Below are 19,038 nucleotides of genomic sequence, written 5' to 3' on the forward strand. Positions count from 1 at the left end.
ATGGAGATTCATGCAAGGAAGAATTATAAAGGGTATCGCAGGTTTTTATTATGTGGATGCTACTGATGGAAAACTATATGAATGCAGGGCTAAAGGGATTTTTAGGCAGCAGAAGATAAAACCTATGGTGGGCGATATCGTAGAAATTGATATAGTTTCAAGTGATGATGCTACAGGAAATGTTATATCGATTTTGCCTAGAAAAAATGAATTATTAAGACCTCCGGTTTCTAATATTGATCAGGCACTTATTATTTTTGCAATAGTACATCCTAATCCATCCTACAATTTGCTGGATAGATTTTTGATAATGATGAGACAACAAAATCTTCCGGTTTTGATTTGTTTTAATAAACAGGATATAGCAAGCGAGAAGGAACAGCAGGAACTTCGTGAAACCTATGAAAAATGCGGTTATGAAGTAATGTTCATAAGTGTAGCACAGAATAAGGGAATAGATGAGTTAAAGAAAAGACTCGAAGGAAAGACAACGGTTTTAGCTGGGCCAAGTGGTGTGGGCAAATCGTCGCTACTAAATCTTCTTCATCCGCAGGCAAATATGGAAACGGGTGAGTTATCTAAAAAAATACTGCGCGGAAAGAACACTACAAGGCATAGCGAATTGTTCCATCTAAATGGAATTGGAGATAATACATATCTGTGTGATACACCTGGATTTACGTCCTTGTATCTTAAAGATGTTACAATCGCGCAGCTTCCTTTGTACTATCCTGAGTTTGAAGATTATGAGCCAAGTTGCCGTTTTGGCGGCTGTGTACATATTTCAGAACCTGACTGCGGAGTTAAAAATGCAGTAGAAAAAGGTCTGATTTCACATATAAGATATGAGAATTATCAAATGTTATATGAGGATTTAAAGAGTCAAAAGAAAGTTTATGGCAAAAACAAAAGAGAGTATTAATTATTCGGGAAGAATGCGCGATTAGTGCGCATTTCTTCCCGAAATTTGTGTTAAATGTACATAGAAGGTGTTCAAACCGTTTTTGCTCTCAGCAAAGATAGTTCCTTTGTGTTGAGCTATTATTTCCTGAGCAATAGAAAGACCGAGTCCGTAACTGCCATTAAGAGTTCTGGAAGAATCCATTCTGTAGAAACGTTGAAAAATCTTATGAAGTTCTTCTTTTGGAATAGGATCTCCATAGTCAGAAACGCTCATAGTAACCTTGTTGTTTTCTGTTTTGAGGTTAAATAGTATTTTACTCTGAGAAGATGCATATTTACCGGCATTATCTAATAGTATTTCTATTACTTCTTTAAGTTTTCCAAAATCGCCTTTTACATGAATATTTTTTTCAATATCAGATTCTAACAAATGACCTCTTTCGAAGAGTTCAACCTCCATAATAAGTGACTCATCTTCGCATAATTTACTAAAATTAACGTCTACAAAATTTTCTTTTGGAAGTCCTCTGTCAATCCTTGCCAAATCCAAAAGAGAAGTTATAAGGTACTTCATTTGGTGAGCTTCAGTTAAGATGTTACTCTTGAATTTTTGAACTTCATATTCCGAAAAGTTCTTGTTTTGTAATAACTCAGCGTTAGTTAGTATGACTGTAAGAGGAGTCTTTAACTCGTGAGAAGCATCTGCAATAAACTCTTTTTGCTGCTTCCAGGATTTTTGAACAGGCATAAGCAGCCATACAGATAATAAAAGCGCAACAAAGAAGTATATTATAAGAGACAATATAAATAAAGCTATGCATATTCTGGTAGTTTGTTTTTGATAAGCTATATCATAAGAACAGTCAGTAACAATGTACCAGCAACCATCATCAGAGTATTTATAATAATATGAAAGAGCATATCTTGGGATGACGAATGTGTAATTATTGTTGTCCCATTGAGTGTTTATGGTATCATAGACTTTTTTTATAAACTTCTCATCATAATATGAGCTTAAAATCTTTTGGATATTTCCATTGTTATCAACAAAAAAAGCTGAATAAATATAGTAATCAAAGCTAGAATCATCAGAGAGTATTCCTTCAGGATTATCTGCTATACGCTCCATGCCTGCAAGAAGTGAATCTTGAACAGAGTTGCGGCTAAATACATTAAATGTGTAGAGAAGAGCAAAAGTAAGCACAGAAGCAATAGTCATTAATATTATAATAAATCTGAATTGGAGCTTTCTGAGCATGGGATTGCGATTTATATATTTGATAGCATTAAAAAAGCGTTTAATAATACTTCTTTTAGTTTTCATTCTCGATCTCCAGATGATAACCAACATTTCTCATAGCAACGATTTTGGTAGAGCTTCCCAGATTACGAAGTTTTTTTCTAAGAAATGCAATATAAACCTCGACATTGTTCTCTATAGCTTCCGAGTCATAACCCCAAACCTGATCCAAAATTCGGGCTTTGGGAATATTGGAAGAACCAGCTTGCATTAAAAGTCTAAGTACATCAAATTCCTTGGAAGATAATCGCAGACTTTCGCCGTTACAGCTGACACTTATTCCTGACAAATCAAGATGGAGATCACCGAAAGTAATTTCATTGACTTCTTCTTTCTGCCTACGAAGAAGAGCACGTACACAGGCGAGAAGTTCAATGGATTCAAATGGCTTTGTCAAATAATAATCAGCTCCAAGATCAAGACCTCTTACTCTGTCATCCAAATCAGCCTTTGCAGTCAGCATTAAAACAGGAAGACCAATGTGATTATTTCTTAGTTCCTTAACGATTTGGAATCCGTTCATACCAGGAAGCATAACATCAAGAATTATTAAATCATAAATATCAAGTTTAGCTTGAGATAGGCCATCTAGTCCATCGTAAACAGCTTCAGCCTGATACCCGTCGCCTTTAAGAAGAGCAACAATAGAATCAGCCAAAAGTCTTTCATCTTCAATAACTAATATACGCATAGTTTAACCTCTAAAAGTTTTTATTTATATATAATATCGACATTTTTTTACATTGAAAAGATTATCATTTGTAACTGAAAAAATACTGAAAGAAAAAAGTCAGGCATAACGCCTGACTTTCAAGGGAGAATATATATTTTTACAGATTATGAAAAACATCATCTTATTATAGTTTTTTGTTTTATATAATCTGTTCTGATGTTTGTATATTTCGTCGCAGACACGCTTTCGCTTGATTATAAACGTAATGGTTCGTAATGCGCTAAAAAACAGCGCATAAGAATGCGGCATAATTTAAACACTTTTAAATTATGTCGTCTGCCAAAAGCAGATTAAAAGGCATCATTGATGCCTTTTAACCCCAAGAACCAACGTTTATAAACAGTTCTGCTCATGAAATATTACAAGCCATCAGAACTCATCTTTTCTCTTAACGACAAATTTTGGTCTGGTACGGTTCTTGATTTTCCTGATGAAAACAATAACCTATAGTTTGAAGAAAAGACCTGCTTTTTTCAAAGGAACTCTAAGTGCAAGATAGAGAGCAACTATGATTATTAGTGAAACGACGCTGTTAAGAATAGTTACTCCAAGGTTTATAGCAAAACTTACCTCTGCAGCTGGCTTTCCGAGAATAAGAATTTTATAAAAATATCTAAGTAAAGGATCTGCCACAGAATTAAAAATCATTCCAGATAAAGCAGCGATTGTTGTCCAAAATGTTATTTTTTTGGAGTCGTTTATTCTTGTGATTTTGCCAAACTTATGAGCTACTATGCCCACAAGAATACCAAGAAGTAATTTAATAATAAAAGTTATAGGTGCTTCTGGCAAATAAGCTGGATTAATCAAGTCACCAATTGTAAGACCAATTGCGCCGCCAAGTCCGCCATATAAGCTTCCTAGAAGGAGTGCGCCTAATGCTACGAATGCATTCCCCAAGTGAACTGAAACTTGACCGCCTGGAACAGGAATCGGTATAGAAAGGAAAGTAAACACCACGTATGTAAGAGCTGCAAAGACAGCAGCAAAAGCAATTTTTCTTACTGTTTCGGAATTTTCATGTGTTGCTGCTTGTTCAAGAGTTGCGTTATTAACCTGTGCCATGATAAAGCCTCCTTATAATGTTAATTAAAATTATGTTGAATTATCTTAGATGTATGTTGGACATCTTTGCTTTGTTGTAACAAGTATAAAATAATCTGGATATATTTATAGTGCCAATATATTTATTTTTTATAATACCAGTTTGCGCAAAATAATAATTCAAGTATGATCAAAATATGGTAGAATATAATTTGTTGCTTAATATGGAGTAACCTGCGTTGCTTTAGAAAAAAGCAGGTATTGAGCGATGCTAGAAAACCTTAGGGGGTTGTAAGTAATGGTATTTAGTTCTGCCGTTTTTTTGTTTTTATTTTTACCAATTGTTTTTATAATGAATTTTTTTATAAAAAAGGGCACATCAAATCTGTTTTTGTTACTATCGAGTTTGTTCTTCTATGCATGGGGAGAACCATACCTTGTACTTTTGATGGTGTTTTCAATTGTTATAAATTTTTTGACAGGTCTTTTAATTTCGAATTCTGAAGGCAACATTAGAAAAGCTTTCCTTGTAGCGGGAGTTGCTTTGAACCTGGCATTTTTGGGCTATTATAAGTATTCAGGATTTTTTGTAAGCACTTTAAATGATATTGCAGAAAAAAAGCTGTTTGATGTACCAAATATTGAACTTCCGATAGGTATTTCATTTTTTACATTCCAGGCAATTTCTTACATAGCTGATGTATATAGAAATGATACCAGGGCTTCAAAGAATATTGTTAATACTGCGTTATACATTTCTTTTTTTCCTCAGCTTATAGCTGGACCTATTGTTAAATACAGAGATATCAATAAACAGATTGAGAAAAGAAGTTTATCCTTTGATAAAGTTTCGTCTGGATTCAAGCGATTTATTTATGGTCTTGGAAAAAAAGTACTGATATCAAATACTCTTGGACTTTGTGTAGATACAATATACTCTTATGACGCATCACTTATTGATACAAAGATGGCGATAATAGGCGCTGTGTGTTATACATTCCAGATATATTATGATTTTTCAGGATATTCAGATATGGCAATAGGCCTTGGTAAAATGTTCGGTTTTGATATTTTGGAGAACTTTAATTATCCATATCTTTCCAAATCTATCACTGAATTTTGGAGAAGATGGCATATATCTCTTGGCTCATGGTTTAGAGAATATGTATATATTCCACTTGGAGGAAATAGAAAAGGAAAAGGAAGAACATATTTTAATCTTTTTATAGTATTTCTTCTTACAGGTTTATGGCATGGAGCAGATATGTCATTTGTATTGTGGGGAATATATCATGGTTTTTTTACTATAATAGAAAGACTTGGATTTAAAAAAATTCTTGCAAAGTCAAAGATTATAGGTTTTATATATACGTTTATTGTTGTAAATTTGGGATGGGTATTGTTTAGAGCAGATAATACAACTCAAGCTCTAAGGTATTTAAGACGAATGCTGATGCCGTGGAAATACAACAATGTTCAAGTGCCAATGTGGAAATATTTTGATGAGAAAACTTTTTTTATAGGAATCTGTGCAGTTCTTGGAATGGGTATTTTGAAAAGAACAGTTCCTGAAAAAATCAGTAATAAGTACAAAGATTCTGTTCTCGAAGCAGTTTATTGTATAGTAATACTTGGATTGTGTATGGCATCAATTGCAAGTGATACTTACAATCCGTTTATTTATTTCCAATTCTAGTCAAGGAGAGAGAACGTGAAAAAGAAAACTGGATCAATTATGATTTTTGCTAGTTTTATAGTGCTTTTAGCTGTTTCTGTTGCATGGCTTTTTTGTGGAGACAAAATGTCAGAAGAAAGCAATGAGAACAGAAATCTTGCGACTAAGCCTAAGTTATCTATTGATAACTATGATACTTATTCATCAGAGTATAATTCGTATTTTAATGATCATATTCCATTTAGAAACGAACTTGTTACTATTAATACTGCGATAGATTTTTATATTTTCAAAAAATCATCAAGCCCATATGTAATACCGGGTAAAAATGATTGGTTGTTTTACTCAAAATATGAAGATGGAGACCCTGTTGGATGTTATCAGGGAACAAACCTCTTGACTAACGAAGAACTAAGGCAGATGACGGATAATTTTATAAAGCAAAGAGATTATCTGCTTAGTCAGGGCAAGGAATTTATCATCTTTATAGCACCTAATAAGGAAAGAATATATTCGGAATATATGCCTGCAAGGTATGGCGAGGCAGCAGAAGAATACGCAGCATTACAGTTTTATGAATATGCCAGAAAAAATACAGATTTAAGAGTTGTGTATCCATATGCAGAGCTGATAAAAGCAAAAAATGAGCTCAAACAGAATATCTGGTATAAAACAGATACACATTGGAATATGATAGGCGGATATGTTGGTGCAGCTGCACTTTTACATGAGCTGGGAATAAAAATGCCTGATATTGCAAGTGATAAAATAAGGATAGAAGAATCAAATGAATATATGGGCGATTTGGCAAAACTTCTTAATCTGAATAAGTTCATGGCGCATAAAGACATGGATTTTAGCGTAGTCGGATATAATGGCCACAATATGCAGGCGATTGAAATAGATCCTGATAATGTCTTTATTTTTAAGTCAGAACAGGCTGATTGTCGCAAAATTTATATGATTCGTGATTCATTTGCATCAGCTATGGCACCATATATAGCTAGTCAGTTTAATGATAGTTACTTTATCCATGTCAGACAATACAATTATCAGAACTTTTTAGAGCAGGATCCCAACATTGTGGTTTATGAAATGGTGGAAAGAAATCTTCGTAAGTCATTGGGATTTAGAATTAATTAACAAAACAATGAGTTATTTAAAAGGCTTCAAAAATTAAATTTTTGAGGCCTTTTTAGTGTGCAAATTTGTAATGCAAACTAGTGTAATGTCTTGTTCTTATTTTGTCTAATGACTTGTATTATTTCTATAATCCTTGTCATCATCAATCGCCGTAGCTTTCTACGACTCAATCCGATTCCTTGCATATTAAAATAACACTTCATTTTTGGTCTAAAAACGAATGAGACATTACACTAGTCAGGAAACATTATTGCTATAAATAATATTTATGATTCTCGCGAAAAAATTCGAAAAAAAGATGAAAATATTTCGCTACAATACTATTATGAAAATTAATTGCAATAAAAAAGAAATTAATTGAGCGATAAATAATGATAAATACATGCGCAAATATTAGTAATATGAACTAAAATAGCAGAAAAATGACCTGAATAGCAAAAAATGAGGAGAAAACAGCAAAAAACGAGTGGTATTAATGTTAAGTGATTGTTACAATTAATTCGCTCGAGTGATACGAAACGTTTACGGAAGTATTAAGACAAAAGATACCAAAGGAGGTATATAGTTACAATGAAGAGAAAGGTACCCGTAATATTAAGTATTTTCTTGGCTGCAGGACTTACTGTTGCTCCAACTATGACAGCAAATGCAGCCCCACACATCAATCCATATAAGACGGTTCAGGCTGAACTTAATTTTGGAACAAAAGGTGTAGAAGTTGTTACAGAAAGCAATGGAGTTAAAGCTGTATCCGGCATCGAAACAGGTGATTATTTTGTTGTAAAAGATGTCGATTTCTCAAGTGGTCTTAAGACGATTAGCATCATGGCTAAGTCTGACAAAGCATCACTTATCGAAGTAAGAAAAGGTGGAGCTGAAGGCGAATCCCTTGGAGTTATCAAGATTGGAAACACAAAGGGAGAATATAAAGAGTTCTCAGCTAAAATGACAAGCATTAAAGGAAGCGAAACAATTGCATTTGTAGGTAAGATGGGAAATTGTGCAATTGATAGCTGGTCTGCAGAAGCTGCTGAGGAAAGTACAGTGACACCTGAACCAGGTACAAAGCCAACAGGACCATCCCTTGATCCTTATAATACTCGCGAAGCTGAACTTATATTTGGTAGTTCAGGCGTTGAAGTTATAGAGGATAATGGGGGAAAGGTTGTTTCTGGAATTGAAGCAGGTGACTATTTCCTTGTTAAAAATGTTAATTTTAAGAACGGTTTGTCCAAAATCAGTGTAAAAGCAAAGTCTGATAAGATGGGACTTATCGAGGTTAGAACTAATACTCCTGATGGAGAATTGCTTGGTTCTATCAAAATCTCTAATACAAATGGTCAGTATAAGACCTTCACAGGAACAATGAAAAACCTCGAAGGCATGAACAACATTGTATTCGTAGGTAAGATGGGAAATGTTTCTGTCGACAACTGGATTGCAGAAGGTAAGAAGGCTGAAGAAACACCAGCTCCAGACCCAAATCCTAATCCTAATCCAAATCCATCAGGTCCGTCGGTATCCCCATACAGACAGGTTCCTGCAACACTTAACTTCGGAAGTTCAGGAATCGAAATCATCGAGGATAACGGAACAAAAGTTGTTTCCAGCTTTGATGCAGGAGATTATTTCACAGTTAAAGACGTTAATTTCAGTGAAGGACTTGCTTTAATTGGTGTTACAGTTAAATCAGAAAAGCCTGCTATTATCGAAGTTAGAAATGGCGGCGCAGATGGTGAAGTACTCGGCTCAATTAAGATTTCTAATACAAATGGTCAGTATAAGACAGTATATGGCCAGATGAAGAAGGTTGAAGGTAAGCAGACAATTACTTTCTTAGGAAAGGTTGGATCTTGCACAATTTCCACATGGGAAGCAAAGAGTGCACCAGAAAAGCCAGACCCACAACCTGAAGATCCAACACCAGAAAAGCCAGATCCACAGCCAATAGATCCGACACCAGAAAAGCCAGATCCACAGCCAGTAGATCCGACACCAGAAAAGCCAGATCCACAGCCAGTAGATCCAACACCAGAAAAACCAGATCCAGTAAAACCAGATCCGGAAAGGAAAGAGCTTGGTCTTGATTATACAATCAATGATTGGGGTTCAGGATATCTTGTAAACTTTACGATTTCCAACAAGACTGGTAAGACAGTTGATGGTTGGAAACTCAAGCTCAAAAAGAGCGATGTAAATATTGCACAGAGCTGGTGTGTAAATATTACAGAAGAAGGAGATTATTATGTAATCACACCTCTTTCATGGAATTCAACGCTTACAGACGGTGCTACAATTCAGTTTGGTATCATCGGAAATGGTGCTTCACACAGCACAATCTCATATACGTTCGAGTAATAACGGGGAGTATTTGGAGAAAGAGCAAGACGGTTGTTAAAGAACAAGACCCTATGAAAAGAGTTAAGGGATGCGGTACTTTTAGGGTATCGCATCCCTTTTTGGTTATGCATATTTAGTCGATGAGTTTTGCTTTTGTACGCATTTTGTATGCAATAGGTTACAGCAAAAGTTTTCCATGCTTTTCGTAGTTTGTTTTCTTTAAGATAAGGTTATTATCATCTACGAAGACTACTTGAGGTTTATGAGTTTTTGCTTCGTCTGTACTAACCTGGCAATAGCACATGATAATAACATGATCCCCTACCTGCACCTGTCTGGCAGCGGCTCCATTTAAGCAGATCATTCCGCTTCCGCGCTCGCCTGCAATAGTGTAAGTTTCAAAACGGTTGCCATTTTCAACATCAACGATTTGAACCATCTCATACTCAAGAATTCCTGCTGCATCGAGAAGATCCTCATCAATAGTTATACTTCCAACATAATCAAGAGCTGCCTGCTTTACAACTGCTCTGTGGATTTTTCCTTTTAACATTGTTAAATTCATTTTTTTAACCCCTTTTATTCCATGATGAAATTATCAATAAGTCTAACCTTTTCACCGAAGAACACTGCAATAGCCATAAGGATTGGACCGCCTATTGTATTGACTTTTTGAAGTTCATTCCAATCAACGATTTCGACATAGTCAACTCTTGCAAGAGGCTCAGACTCAATCATGTTTTTAACTGCATCAATGACCTTGGAGGCATCTTTTTCTCCATCTTCAATCATTTTTTTGCCCATCTCGAGCGCTTTATGAAGGATAGTAGCCTTTGATCTTTCCTCATCAGAAAGGTAAGTGTTTCGAGAACTCTTTGCAAGACCGCTTTCTTCTCTGATAATAGGACATCCGATTATTTCTATATTGAAGTTAAGGTCACGAACCATTCTTTTTACAATTGCAAGCTGCTGGGCATCTTTTTGACCAAAATATGCTCTGTCAGCTTCAGAAATATTGAAAAGTTTGCTGACAACAGTGCATACACCGTTGAAATGAATAGGACGGCTCTTTCCGCAAAGACCTTCAGATAAGGTGTTAACTCCAACATAAGAATGGAAGTTGTTCTCATACATTTCAGAAGGTTCTGGATTGAAAATAAGATCTGCGCCAATGCTTTCGCAAAGTTTGCAGTCAGCCTCAAAATCTCTTGGGTAGGTTGCTAAATCTTCTTTTGGTCCGAACTGAATAGGGTTAACGAAATCTGAGACGATAACTTTGTCATTTTCCTTTCGTGCTCTTTCGATAAGACTTGCATGGCCTTCGTGAAGATATCCCATAGTAGGTACAAGACCTATAGAAAGTCCTTCCTTTTTCCATTCTTTAACAAGAGTTTTTACTTCATCAATTGTATGTGCGATTTTCATGATGTTTTTAAACAATCCTTTCTAATACAATATATTTATGTTTTTACCTAAAAGAAAAAATGTGTCTGCAACTAAAAATATATAAAGTAAAACCGACTAATAATTTTTGTCACTGCGTTCCAAAAATCTATACTTTATTGTTTTGAATACTTAGTAGATTAGTTTTACTGGCTTGTAATATTTCATGAGCAGAACTGTTTATAAACGTTGGTCTGGGGTTTAAAGGCATAAATAATGCCTTTAAATCTGCCTACGGCAGACGACATAATTTAAAAGTGTTTAAATTATGCCGCATTTACTTATGCGCTGTTTTTTAGCGCATTATGTACCACTACGTTTATAGTCAAGAAAAAGCGTGTCTGCGACGAAATATACAAACAGTAAAACGGACTATATAGAAACAATAACCTATGACTTCTTGCTGAGATTTAGGATAATCATCAGCAAGAATCCTGCTTCGCAGGACAAAATTTGTCTTAACGACAAATTTTGGTCTGGTACGGTTCTTGATTTTCCTGATGAAAACAAGAACCTATAGATATTAGCTGCAAAGAGATTCGTCAGCATCTACCGAAAGTTCTTCTCTTTCTATATCAGCGATGATTTTTTCATCAATTGCAAAATTGTGTTCTTCTGCAGGGAAAGCCATGGACTTAACTTCTGCATCATATGCTTTGAAAGCGTTTTTCATATCTTCACCAATGTTGGCAAATCTCTTAACAAACTTAGGTTTAAAGCCGGTGAACATGCCCAGCATATCCTGATAAACAAGAACCTGTCCATCGCATCCGTTTCCTGCTCCAATGCCGATAGTAGGAATGGAAAGTTCGTTTGAAATAAGAGTTGCAAGTTTTTCAGGAACACATTCAAGAGTTACCATGAAAGCACCTGCTTCTTCAACTGCCTTAGCATCTCTAAGAAGCTGTAATGCTCTATCATAGTTTTTGCCCTGAACTTTGAAACCACCAAAAGCATTGATAGACTGAGGAGTAAGACCGATGTGTGCCACAACAGGGATATCAGCTTTAACGATAGCTTTAATCTGCTCGCATACACTTGCACCGCCCTCAAGCTTAACAGCCTGAGCATGACCTTCTTTGATAAGCCTCCCAGCGTTTTTTACAGCATCAACAACTGATGCCTGATATGACATAAAAGGCATATCAGCTACAAGGAAAGTGTTTTTGAGAGCTCTAGATACAGATGCGCAGTGGTGAATAATATCATCAACTGTTACAGGGAGAGTGTCACTGTAACCCATCATAGTCATGCCAAGTGAATCACCGATAAGAATTGCGTTTATTCCAGCCTCTTCCATAAGACAGGCTGTAGTATAGTCATAACATGTCAGCATACTGATTTTCTGGCCATCTCTTTTCATCTGCTGTAATGTAGTAACTGTGTTTTTCATTGTTTATTCCCTTTCTGATAAAAGTTTTTCAATTTTTGAATAATCATATTCTGTATGCTTTTTCTTTGCTATTTCGAGAGCTTTTTTGGATAGAGAAGTATATATCTCTTTGCTTGATTCATCAAGGATATCCAAGTGTTTTTGAACGGTACCAAGGTCGCATCTTTCAATAGGACCAGTTAAAGCTTTTTCAGGACCCATGGAAAGAACTTTTGAAACATTCAGCGTTATAAGAGGAGCAAGTGCTTTCTGAAGATTATCTTCAGTAAAACCGCATTTAATAAGCTCGTCTTCAGCTGTTTTGATGAGTGCTACTACAAGGTTTGAAGCAATAACTGCAGATGCATGGTAACGAACCTTGGCATCAGCATTTATGACCGTCAGATTTATACCTGCCTGCACCAAAAAACTGCGCATAAAATCAAGTTTTTCTGCGCTTCCCTCGATTGTAAATAAAGCATTTGAAAAATTCTGGTATGAAACGTATCTGTCAGATACTGCCAGTAATGGATGGATTGAAAAGCCATAAGCTCCAAGCTTTTCAATGTCAGAAAAGATTCTAGAGGATAATGAACCACTGCAGTGACATATCATTTTTTCAGAGATGGGTAATTTTTTCATTGATTCCCATACAGGTGCGATAGCATCATCGGGAACTGTCAGAAAAACAGCATCACTTTCATAAATCAATGTACTTAAATCATTAAAAACTTTTGAATTAGTAAAAATTGCCGCTTCTTTAGCAGAATGCAGCGAACGGCTATAATAGCCACTAATATTAACGTGGGCATCAGAGAGAAATTTTCCAAGAGAAAAACCTACTTTGCCAGCACCCACAAAACCAACTTTCATGACATCACCTCCCATGTAAAAGGTGATACTGTCTCGTTCAAAAAGATACAAGCTCGTCATGCAGTTATACCTTAAAGTTTCATATAGGTATAGTTTCTTTATCGAATACCATCCGAAGGATAATATAGCATCAAGTTGATTAAGATTCAAGTGATATGATAGAATTATTGTTACGGTTTGTCTGTTGTTTTTGACAAATAGTAAAGGAAGTTTAAGGGGAGAAAAAAGTGAATAATATGGTAATGTCAGTAGTAGGTATTGTGGCAACAATATCTGCGGCGATTTTCTTTGCATTATATTTCAAAATGATTGCGGGGATTAGAAATAGATGCAAGGAGGGAATTTTGTTGACAGGAACATGCATCAAAGTAAGAAAAGTATTTGCGCATGACGATGAAACAAATAGCGATAGGGCAATGTACGTTTGTACCTATGACATGAATTATAAAGATATTGTGCTTCATGATGCTCATATAGTAGGGACATATAGTATGAATAGAAACCTATTTGTAAAACCTGAGAAAAAGCCTGAACCAGGTGATCTAAGAAGATATTATGTGAACGTGTTAGATGATAAAAAAGATCATAGAAGTACATTTTATTTGCAGCTTCCTTTTGTTCAGAATAACATTGAATTCTGGTCTATGGAGGAAGAAGTTAATGGCATTGAGAATTGGTTTTATAATATAGCACTTTCAGGAACAGTGATTTTTTCTATATGCAGCATCTTGATGCTGATACGCATGATTGGATGACTTGAAGAAAGGTAACGCTTTATGGCAGATAGTAGAAAACAGTGGCTAGCAGCAAGAGATGAACTTGTTGGCACTATAATAAAGCTTGGATTCCCAGAGGAACTGGGAGATAGCATTGCAAGGCAACTTGGAAGTCCAAAGGCAATGGAGAGGATGCAATCATATCTGGTAAATGTAAAACCAAAAAGTGCAGAACTGATAGTAGATGAAATGCTTGCCATATGCAGCGATATAGATGCATGGCATGCCAAAAAGGAAGCGGAAAGGGCAAATGCGTCTTATAACGACATTCTTAACTACGGCCTTGGGGAAAGAAAATAGAAAGAGCGATAATTATGAGAGTTTTCGTACTGGAAGATGATGATGCAATTGGAATGGGATTGAAATATTCTCTTGAAAAAGAAGGATATGAAGTGATTCTTACAAAATCGCAGAAAGAAGCTTTAAAAGACTGGAAAAAAGGTTTTTATTCTCTATGTATTCTTGATATCAATTTACCTGATGGAAATGGCTATGATGTCTGCAGATTTATTAAAGAAAAAGAAGATGTTCCTATTATATTCCTGACAGCAAATGATGCTGAAGTTAATGTGGTAATGGGACTGGAGCTAGGTGCAGATGACTATGTCTGCAAGCCTTTCAGAGTTAATGAACTAATGGCGAGAATACGTACAGTTCTTCGAAGAAGTGGTAAGGATAAGTCATCACAAAATGATGATAATATTATAAAAGCCGGCAATATAACAATTTATGCAAATGAAGCCAAAGTATTGGTTAAAAATGTTCTGACAGGCAAAGAAGAAAGCGTAGAACTTACTGCACTTGAATATAGGCTTTTACTTATGTTTTGTCATAACAAGGGGACAGTTTTGTCTAGAAATAGTATTCTAGAAGAAATGTGGGATGTAAGCGGAGACTTTGTAAATGATAATACGCTCACCGTTTATATCAAAAGATTACGGGATAAGATAGAGAAAAATCCTGCAAATCCGCAGCTGATAAAGACAGTTAGAGGTCTAGGATATATCATGGAAAGGTGACAGATATGCTGCATAATAAAGAAAACAAGACAGTTTTTTCAATTTCCAGTATAGTTACTATAGTATTTGGTATTGCAGGCTTTTTTATAGGAGGAAAAACACTTTTTCTACTAACAACAATACTGGGAATTATTCTTATATTTATTTTTTTTATTTTTACTAAAAAAAGGTATGAGAATATTGAGGCTCTAAATTCGTATTTGGTAAAAGTTCTTTCGGGTGATGAGGTTCCTGATATACTAAGTCAGGAAGAGGGAGAACTATCTATTCTAAAATCTAATATATATAAAACTACCACAACATTAAAATATCAAAGAGAACTTATCCTTCAGGATAAAAAAAGGCTTGCTGATGCAATTGCTGATATCAGTCATCAGTTAAAGACGCCTTTAACATCTATGATGGTTATGAATGATTTACTTGAGGCTGAAGATGATAAGGATAAGCAAAGAAAGTTTCTTAAAACTCAATCAGATCAGCTCGATAGAATGAACTGGCTTATACAGACTCTTTTGAAACTTTCCAAAATAGATGCAGGGACTATTACGATGAAAAAAGAAGAAACATCATGTAAGAATCTACTAGCATCGGCATTAAAAGCTTTTGAAATTCAGATGGAATTAAAGAATATAAAATGTAGTACAGACAGTTTAGAAATAGATATAAGCTGTGATAAAAACTGGACTGTTGAAGCTTTGCAGAACATTATTAAAAACTGCATAGAGCATATGGAAGAAGGGGGAAGCCTTTCTATAAGAGCAGAGGAAACAAATATTTTCAAACAGATAATAATATCTGATAGCGGATGTGGAATTGACAAGGAGGATATTCCGCATATTTTCGAACGTTTCTATAAAGGTAAGAATGCTGGAAAAGACAGTGTAGGAATAGGACTTGCACTTTCTAAAACTATTATTTTAAGTCAGCATGGTGATATTCTGGTGGAAAGTAAAAAAGGCGAAGGAAGCAGCTTTTTTATAAGATTCTATAAGACGATTATCTAAAGTGACTAAATTGTAATAAATAAGTCACTTTAAAGTAAGGTGGTTTGGTTATTCTATTCTCAAACAGGCAAATAGTAATAATGAAAAAAATCTGTGTTACTTGAGAATGGAGGAAATGATGAAAATTCTGGAAATAAAAAATCTGTGTAAAGTTTATGGAAAAGGTGAAACAAGGGTAGATGCCTTAAAGAATGTTTCTTTTGATGTTGAACAAGGCGAATTTGTGGCGATAGTAGGACCGTCAGGATCAGGAAAGTCAACTCTTTTGCATATTCTAGGAGGAGTTGATGTTCCAACAAAAGGAGAAGTTATTATTTCGGGAACTGACATTGGGAAGCTTAATGAGACAAAGCTTGCCATTTTCAGAAGAAGAAATATAGGACTTATATACCAGTTTTATAATCTTATCCCGATTTTGAATGTGGAAGAGAATATGACACTACCAATTCTTCTAGACGGGAAGAGACCAGATAAAAAGCTTCTTAACAGTCTGGTAGATAAACTGGGACTTAGGAATAGACTTACTCATTTGCCAAGTCAATTGTCAGGAGGGCAGCAGCAAAGAGTATCGATAGGAAGAGCACTTATGAATCATCCGGCGATACTACTTGCAGATGAGCCTACGGGAAATCTCGATACAGAAAACAGTAAAGAGATTATCACGCTTCTTAGAAAATTTAACAGGGAAAATCATCAGACAGTTATTATCATAACTCATGATGATAGAATAGCTCTTTCTGCTGACAGAGTTATTACCATTGAAGATGGAAGAATTACCAAAGATACAGGGAAAGCTGAGGTGAGTGCCTGATGAATATCATATATACACTTACCCTAAGACATATTAAAGAGAATAAGAAAAGAACAATCGTTACTATATTGGGAATTGCTGCTTCAACTGCCCTTATAACGACTATGCTCGTAGGAATCACATCTTTCCTGAATTTCTTTGGCAAAATAGCCTTGCATGAAGAAGGAAATTGGCATGGAAGCTTTGATAACCTGACAAAGGCTCAAGTAGAAAGTCTATATAAAGATGACAGGATAAAAAGCGTTGCTGTTACAAGAAAAGAAGCAAGTATAAGCGGAATACGTGTAGATTCTGATGAAGCTGAAAGACTTAGACTTGGAAATGCACTTTTTATGGATAAACAGTGCATGAAGAATAAAATAGTCTGCGATTATGATGGAAAACTTCCTGCAAATGAAGATGAGGTAGCAGTTGAAGAAAGACTTCTTATTAACAATAAGCTTAAGCTTAGCGTTGGAAGTACGATTAATCTTGAACTTGGATGCAGATACATTCTCGATAGTGATGGCAACAAAATTGCTATGGGAGGAAATTACCACTCAAGTGAAAAGTTTAATACAGTTGCAAGAAAAAAATGTAAAGTAACCGCCATACTTCATGGAAACAGTCCAACAAAAGGTTTTGGAGTTCTTTTTTTGCTGGAAGATGGAAATATACCCAAAGAAAACACTGTCGAAATTTGTCTGAAAAAATGTGATTATACTGCATATACTAGGTTACAGAAAATAGCCAAAGATCATGGACTGAAACTTTCGTCGGTAAATTCAGAATACTTAGTCAGTGTTTTTTCTTTTAACAAAGAATCTCAAGGTATTGCAGGTATTATCCCGGCTGGAATGATAGCACTGTTTATAATAATAGGAACTTCAGTTATTCTTATCTACAATGCATTTGGGATGTCACTAACAGAAAGAATGCGATATTTAGGAATGCTTGCAAGTGTAGGAGCAACAAGAAAACAAAAAAGAGCCTCTATCTACTACGAGGGTGCTATTCTCGGACTATTCGGAATTGCAGGAGGCATAGGAATAGGACTAATAGGAGCTTATTTTACAATAGGAGTACTTGGAAAAATCATGCTCTCTGTCGGAATGTTAGAAGGTGGAAATGAGATAGGAGACGTATCACTAAATGCGCCGCTTCCCGTATTTTTTCTCATTATACTATTATCTTCTTTAACTATTTTTCTATCATCAGTTGTACCTGCTGCAAGGGCATCAAAAATCATGCCAATTGATGCTTTAAAACAAAGTAATAGTATTAAGGTCAAGGCCGGGAAACTAAAGACAAGTCCTGTTATCAGGAAAATATTCGGATATGAAGGTGAGCTTGCTTATAAAAATATAAAAAGAAATGGCTCTAAATCAACAGTTATTACTATCTCTATAGTAGCTTCTATTGTTATGTTCCTTACGATAACAAATTTTACTTCTATGTTTGAAAAAAATAATAGCATGGAATTAAATATTCCTTATCAGCTTTATGTGTCATCGTCTATTAAAGACAGTGATAGGTTAAAGCAGGATATTATGAAAAATGAACTAGTGACAAAGTGCTATTTTACAGATTTTTATAATTACAGTTTTAAGCCTGATAAGAATGATCCTAAGTATATACCTGCAAATGATGAAATCTTAAATACAGATTATCTTAATGAAGGATACAAGAATATTTTTAAAGAAAAAAGATTTTTTGTGGTTGCAGTTGAAGACGAGGATTTTAGAATACTATTGCGAAAAAATGGAATTAGAGAAGAAGGCTATTTTGGAAGTGAATTAAAGGGCGTTCTTCTAAACGATTATTATCGAGAATCAGGAAAAAAATCGGTATTTAATAACGGTATTTTAGGACAGATACTTCACTATGACAAAGAAAAAGGAAATCCTCCTAAGGTGAAAATTGATGATTTTGTCGCATATGACAAGGATAATTATCTGTTTAATCTTATTCCCAAAAACGCAGTAGCTATATATGTTCCTGAGACAACTTTTGGCCAAAAATATGAAGAAAATATTGGAACTTCCCTAGCTACAAGGACTCTGGCTATAGAGACAAATGATTCTACAAAGCTTTATGATGAAATTGTAAAGATGATGGACGAGGGGGATTATCACAATTATACATATGGAAATATGGAACAAAGTCTAAGCATAATGAAGGCGGTAATGATAATTCTAAAAACAGTAATGTACGGATTTACAACTCTTATTACGCTTATTGTTATTGCAAATCTAGTTAATACTATTTCGACAGGAGTTATCATGAGACGAAAAGAGTTTGCAATGCTGCGCTCTGTAGGAATGACAGAGAAAGGTTTTAAGAAGATGATTTTACTTGAAACTGTTTTGTATGGAATAAGAGCGCTTGTAATAGGAATTCCATTATCATTATTATTATCATCTGCAATGATTAAGAAAGCAAACGCCAGCATGCCTCTTGAAATAGATATTGTGACATATCTGGCAGTGATAGTAGCTGTATTTGCAGTGATAGGACTTAGTATGCTTCTTAGTATTTCAAAAATAAAAAATGATGAGATAATTGCTGTTTTAAAGGAAGATATTTGTTAAATAAGGAAAGTACCTTGAATTCTAAAGCATCT

17 protein-coding genes are annotated in these 19,038 nt (G+C 35.1%); 10 read left to right on the forward strand and 7 right to left on the reverse strand.

Translation table 11 applies throughout. The features are described from left to right. The first annotated feature begins 10 nt into the window (after window positions 1–10). Window positions 11–922 carry a ribosome small subunit-dependent GTPase A gene (rsgA, locus tag G634_RS18485; RefSeq protein WP_035799356.1) on the forward strand — a complete coding sequence of 304 codons (912 nt, stop codon included), beginning with the start codon at window positions 11–13 and terminating at the stop codon, window positions 920–922. A 21-nt stretch (window positions 923–943) separates the two neighbouring features. Here the strand turns inward: rsgA and G634_RS20265 are convergent, their stop codons facing one another. The 3 genes from G634_RS20265 to G634_RS0108055 all read right to left on the reverse strand — a co-directional run bounded on the left by G634_RS20265 (window position 944) and on the right by G634_RS0108055 (window position 4,001). Beyond that, window positions 944–2,227, reverse strand: a complete 1,284-nt coding sequence (locus G634_RS20265; protein WP_051233767.1) for a sensor histidine kinase — start codon at window positions 2,225–2,227, stop codon at window positions 944–946. Further along, complete coding sequence (locus G634_RS0108050; protein ID WP_026504855.1) at window positions 2,217–2,894, reverse strand: response regulator transcription factor; 678 nt, start codon at window positions 2,892–2,894, stop codon at window positions 2,217–2,219. Before G634_RS0108050 ends, G634_RS20265 begins: the two co-directional genes overlap by 11 nt. A gap of 486 nt (window positions 2,895–3,380) precedes the next feature. Continuing rightward, on the reverse strand, window positions 3,381–4,001 hold the full coding sequence (locus tag G634_RS0108055) for an ECF transporter S component (protein WP_051233768.1): 621 nt from the start codon (window positions 3,999–4,001) through the stop codon (window positions 3,381–3,383). Between the two features lie 277 nt (window positions 4,002–4,278). Here G634_RS0108055 and G634_RS0108060 point away from each other — a divergent pair, with 277 nt between their 5' ends. The 3 genes from G634_RS0108060 (at window position 4,279) to G634_RS0108070 (ending at window position 9,156) form a co-directional block, all read left to right on the forward strand. Then, entirely contained in the window at window positions 4,279–5,676 is a 1,398-nt protein-coding gene (locus tag G634_RS0108060) for an MBOAT family O-acyltransferase (RefSeq protein WP_026504857.1), read from the forward strand. 15 nt (window positions 5,677–5,691) lie between these two features. Then, the gene (locus G634_RS0108065) at window positions 5,692–6,798 is read left to right on the forward strand and encodes an alginate O-acetyltransferase AlgX-related protein (protein ID WP_026504858.1); all 1,107 of its coding nucleotides are present in this window, start codon (window positions 5,692–5,694) and stop codon (window positions 6,796–6,798) included. A gap of 570 nt (window positions 6,799–7,368) precedes the next feature. Next, window positions 7,369–9,156 carry a carbohydrate-binding protein gene (locus G634_RS0108070; RefSeq protein WP_026504859.1) on the forward strand — a complete coding sequence of 596 codons (1,788 nt, stop codon included), beginning with the start codon at window positions 7,369–7,371 and terminating at the stop codon, window positions 9,154–9,156. A gap of 160 nt (window positions 9,157–9,316) precedes the next feature. Here the strand turns inward: G634_RS0108070 and panD are convergent, their stop codons facing one another. The 4 genes from panD to G634_RS0108090 all read right to left on the reverse strand — a co-directional run bounded on the left by panD (window position 9,317) and on the right by G634_RS0108090 (window position 12,826). After that, window positions 9,317–9,703: an aspartate 1-decarboxylase gene (panD, locus tag G634_RS0108075; protein ID WP_026504860.1), complete on the reverse strand. Its 387-nt coding sequence runs from the start codon at window positions 9,701–9,703 to the stop codon at window positions 9,317–9,319. A 14-nt stretch (window positions 9,704–9,717) separates the two neighbouring features. Further along, window positions 9,718–10,563 (reverse strand): pantoate--beta-alanine ligase, encoded by an 846-nt coding sequence (gene panC, locus G634_RS0108080; protein WP_026504861.1) that lies wholly within the window; start codon window positions 10,561–10,563, stop codon window positions 9,718–9,720. Between the two features lie 541 nt (window positions 10,564–11,104). Further along, window positions 11,105–11,974, reverse strand: a complete 870-nt coding sequence (gene panB / locus G634_RS18495; RefSeq protein WP_051233769.1) for a 3-methyl-2-oxobutanoate hydroxymethyltransferase — start codon at window positions 11,972–11,974, stop codon at window positions 11,105–11,107. 3 nt (window positions 11,975–11,977) lie between these two features. Then, window positions 11,978–12,826 (reverse strand): Rossmann-like and DUF2520 domain-containing protein, encoded by an 849-nt coding sequence (locus tag G634_RS0108090; protein ID WP_026504862.1) that lies wholly within the window; start codon window positions 12,824–12,826, stop codon window positions 11,978–11,980. Window positions 12,827–13,053: 227 nt separating this feature from the next. Here G634_RS0108090 and G634_RS0108095 point away from each other — a divergent pair, with 227 nt between their 5' ends. From G634_RS0108095 to G634_RS0108120, 6 genes are all read left to right on the forward strand, one after another. Then, entirely contained in the window at window positions 13,054–13,581 is a 528-nt protein-coding gene (locus tag G634_RS0108095; RefSeq protein WP_026504863.1) for a hypothetical protein, read from the forward strand. A gap of 21 nt (window positions 13,582–13,602) precedes the next feature. Continuing rightward, a complete protein-coding gene (locus tag G634_RS0108100; RefSeq protein ID WP_026504864.1) occupies window positions 13,603–13,902 on the forward strand; it encodes a hypothetical protein in 300 nt (99 codons plus the stop codon). Window positions 13,903–13,916: 14 nt separating this feature from the next. Next, a complete protein-coding gene (locus G634_RS0108105) occupies window positions 13,917–14,621 on the forward strand; it encodes a response regulator transcription factor (RefSeq protein ID WP_026504865.1) in 705 nt (234 codons plus the stop codon). 5 nt (window positions 14,622–14,626) lie between these two features. After that, on the forward strand, window positions 14,627–15,625 hold the full coding sequence (locus tag G634_RS0108110) for a sensor histidine kinase (protein WP_026504866.1): 999 nt from the start codon (window positions 14,627–14,629) through the stop codon (window positions 15,623–15,625). A 118-nt stretch (window positions 15,626–15,743) separates the two neighbouring features. Next, window positions 15,744–16,436: an ABC transporter ATP-binding protein gene (locus tag G634_RS0108115; RefSeq protein ID WP_026504867.1), complete on the forward strand. Its 693-nt coding sequence runs from the start codon at window positions 15,744–15,746 to the stop codon at window positions 16,434–16,436. Further along, window positions 16,436–19,006 carry an ABC transporter permease gene (locus tag G634_RS0108120; RefSeq protein ID WP_026504868.1) on the forward strand — a complete coding sequence of 857 codons (2,571 nt, stop codon included), beginning with the start codon at window positions 16,436–16,438 and terminating at the stop codon, window positions 19,004–19,006. Before G634_RS0108115 ends, G634_RS0108120 begins: the two co-directional genes overlap by 1 nt. The last annotated feature ends 32 nt before the right edge of the window (window positions 19,007–19,038 follow it).

Origin of the sequence: Butyrivibrio sp. NC3005 (assembly GCF_000424545.1) — a bacterium.
In the GTDB taxonomy this organism is placed as follows: Bacteria; Bacillota; Clostridia; order Lachnospirales; family Lachnospiraceae; genus Butyrivibrio.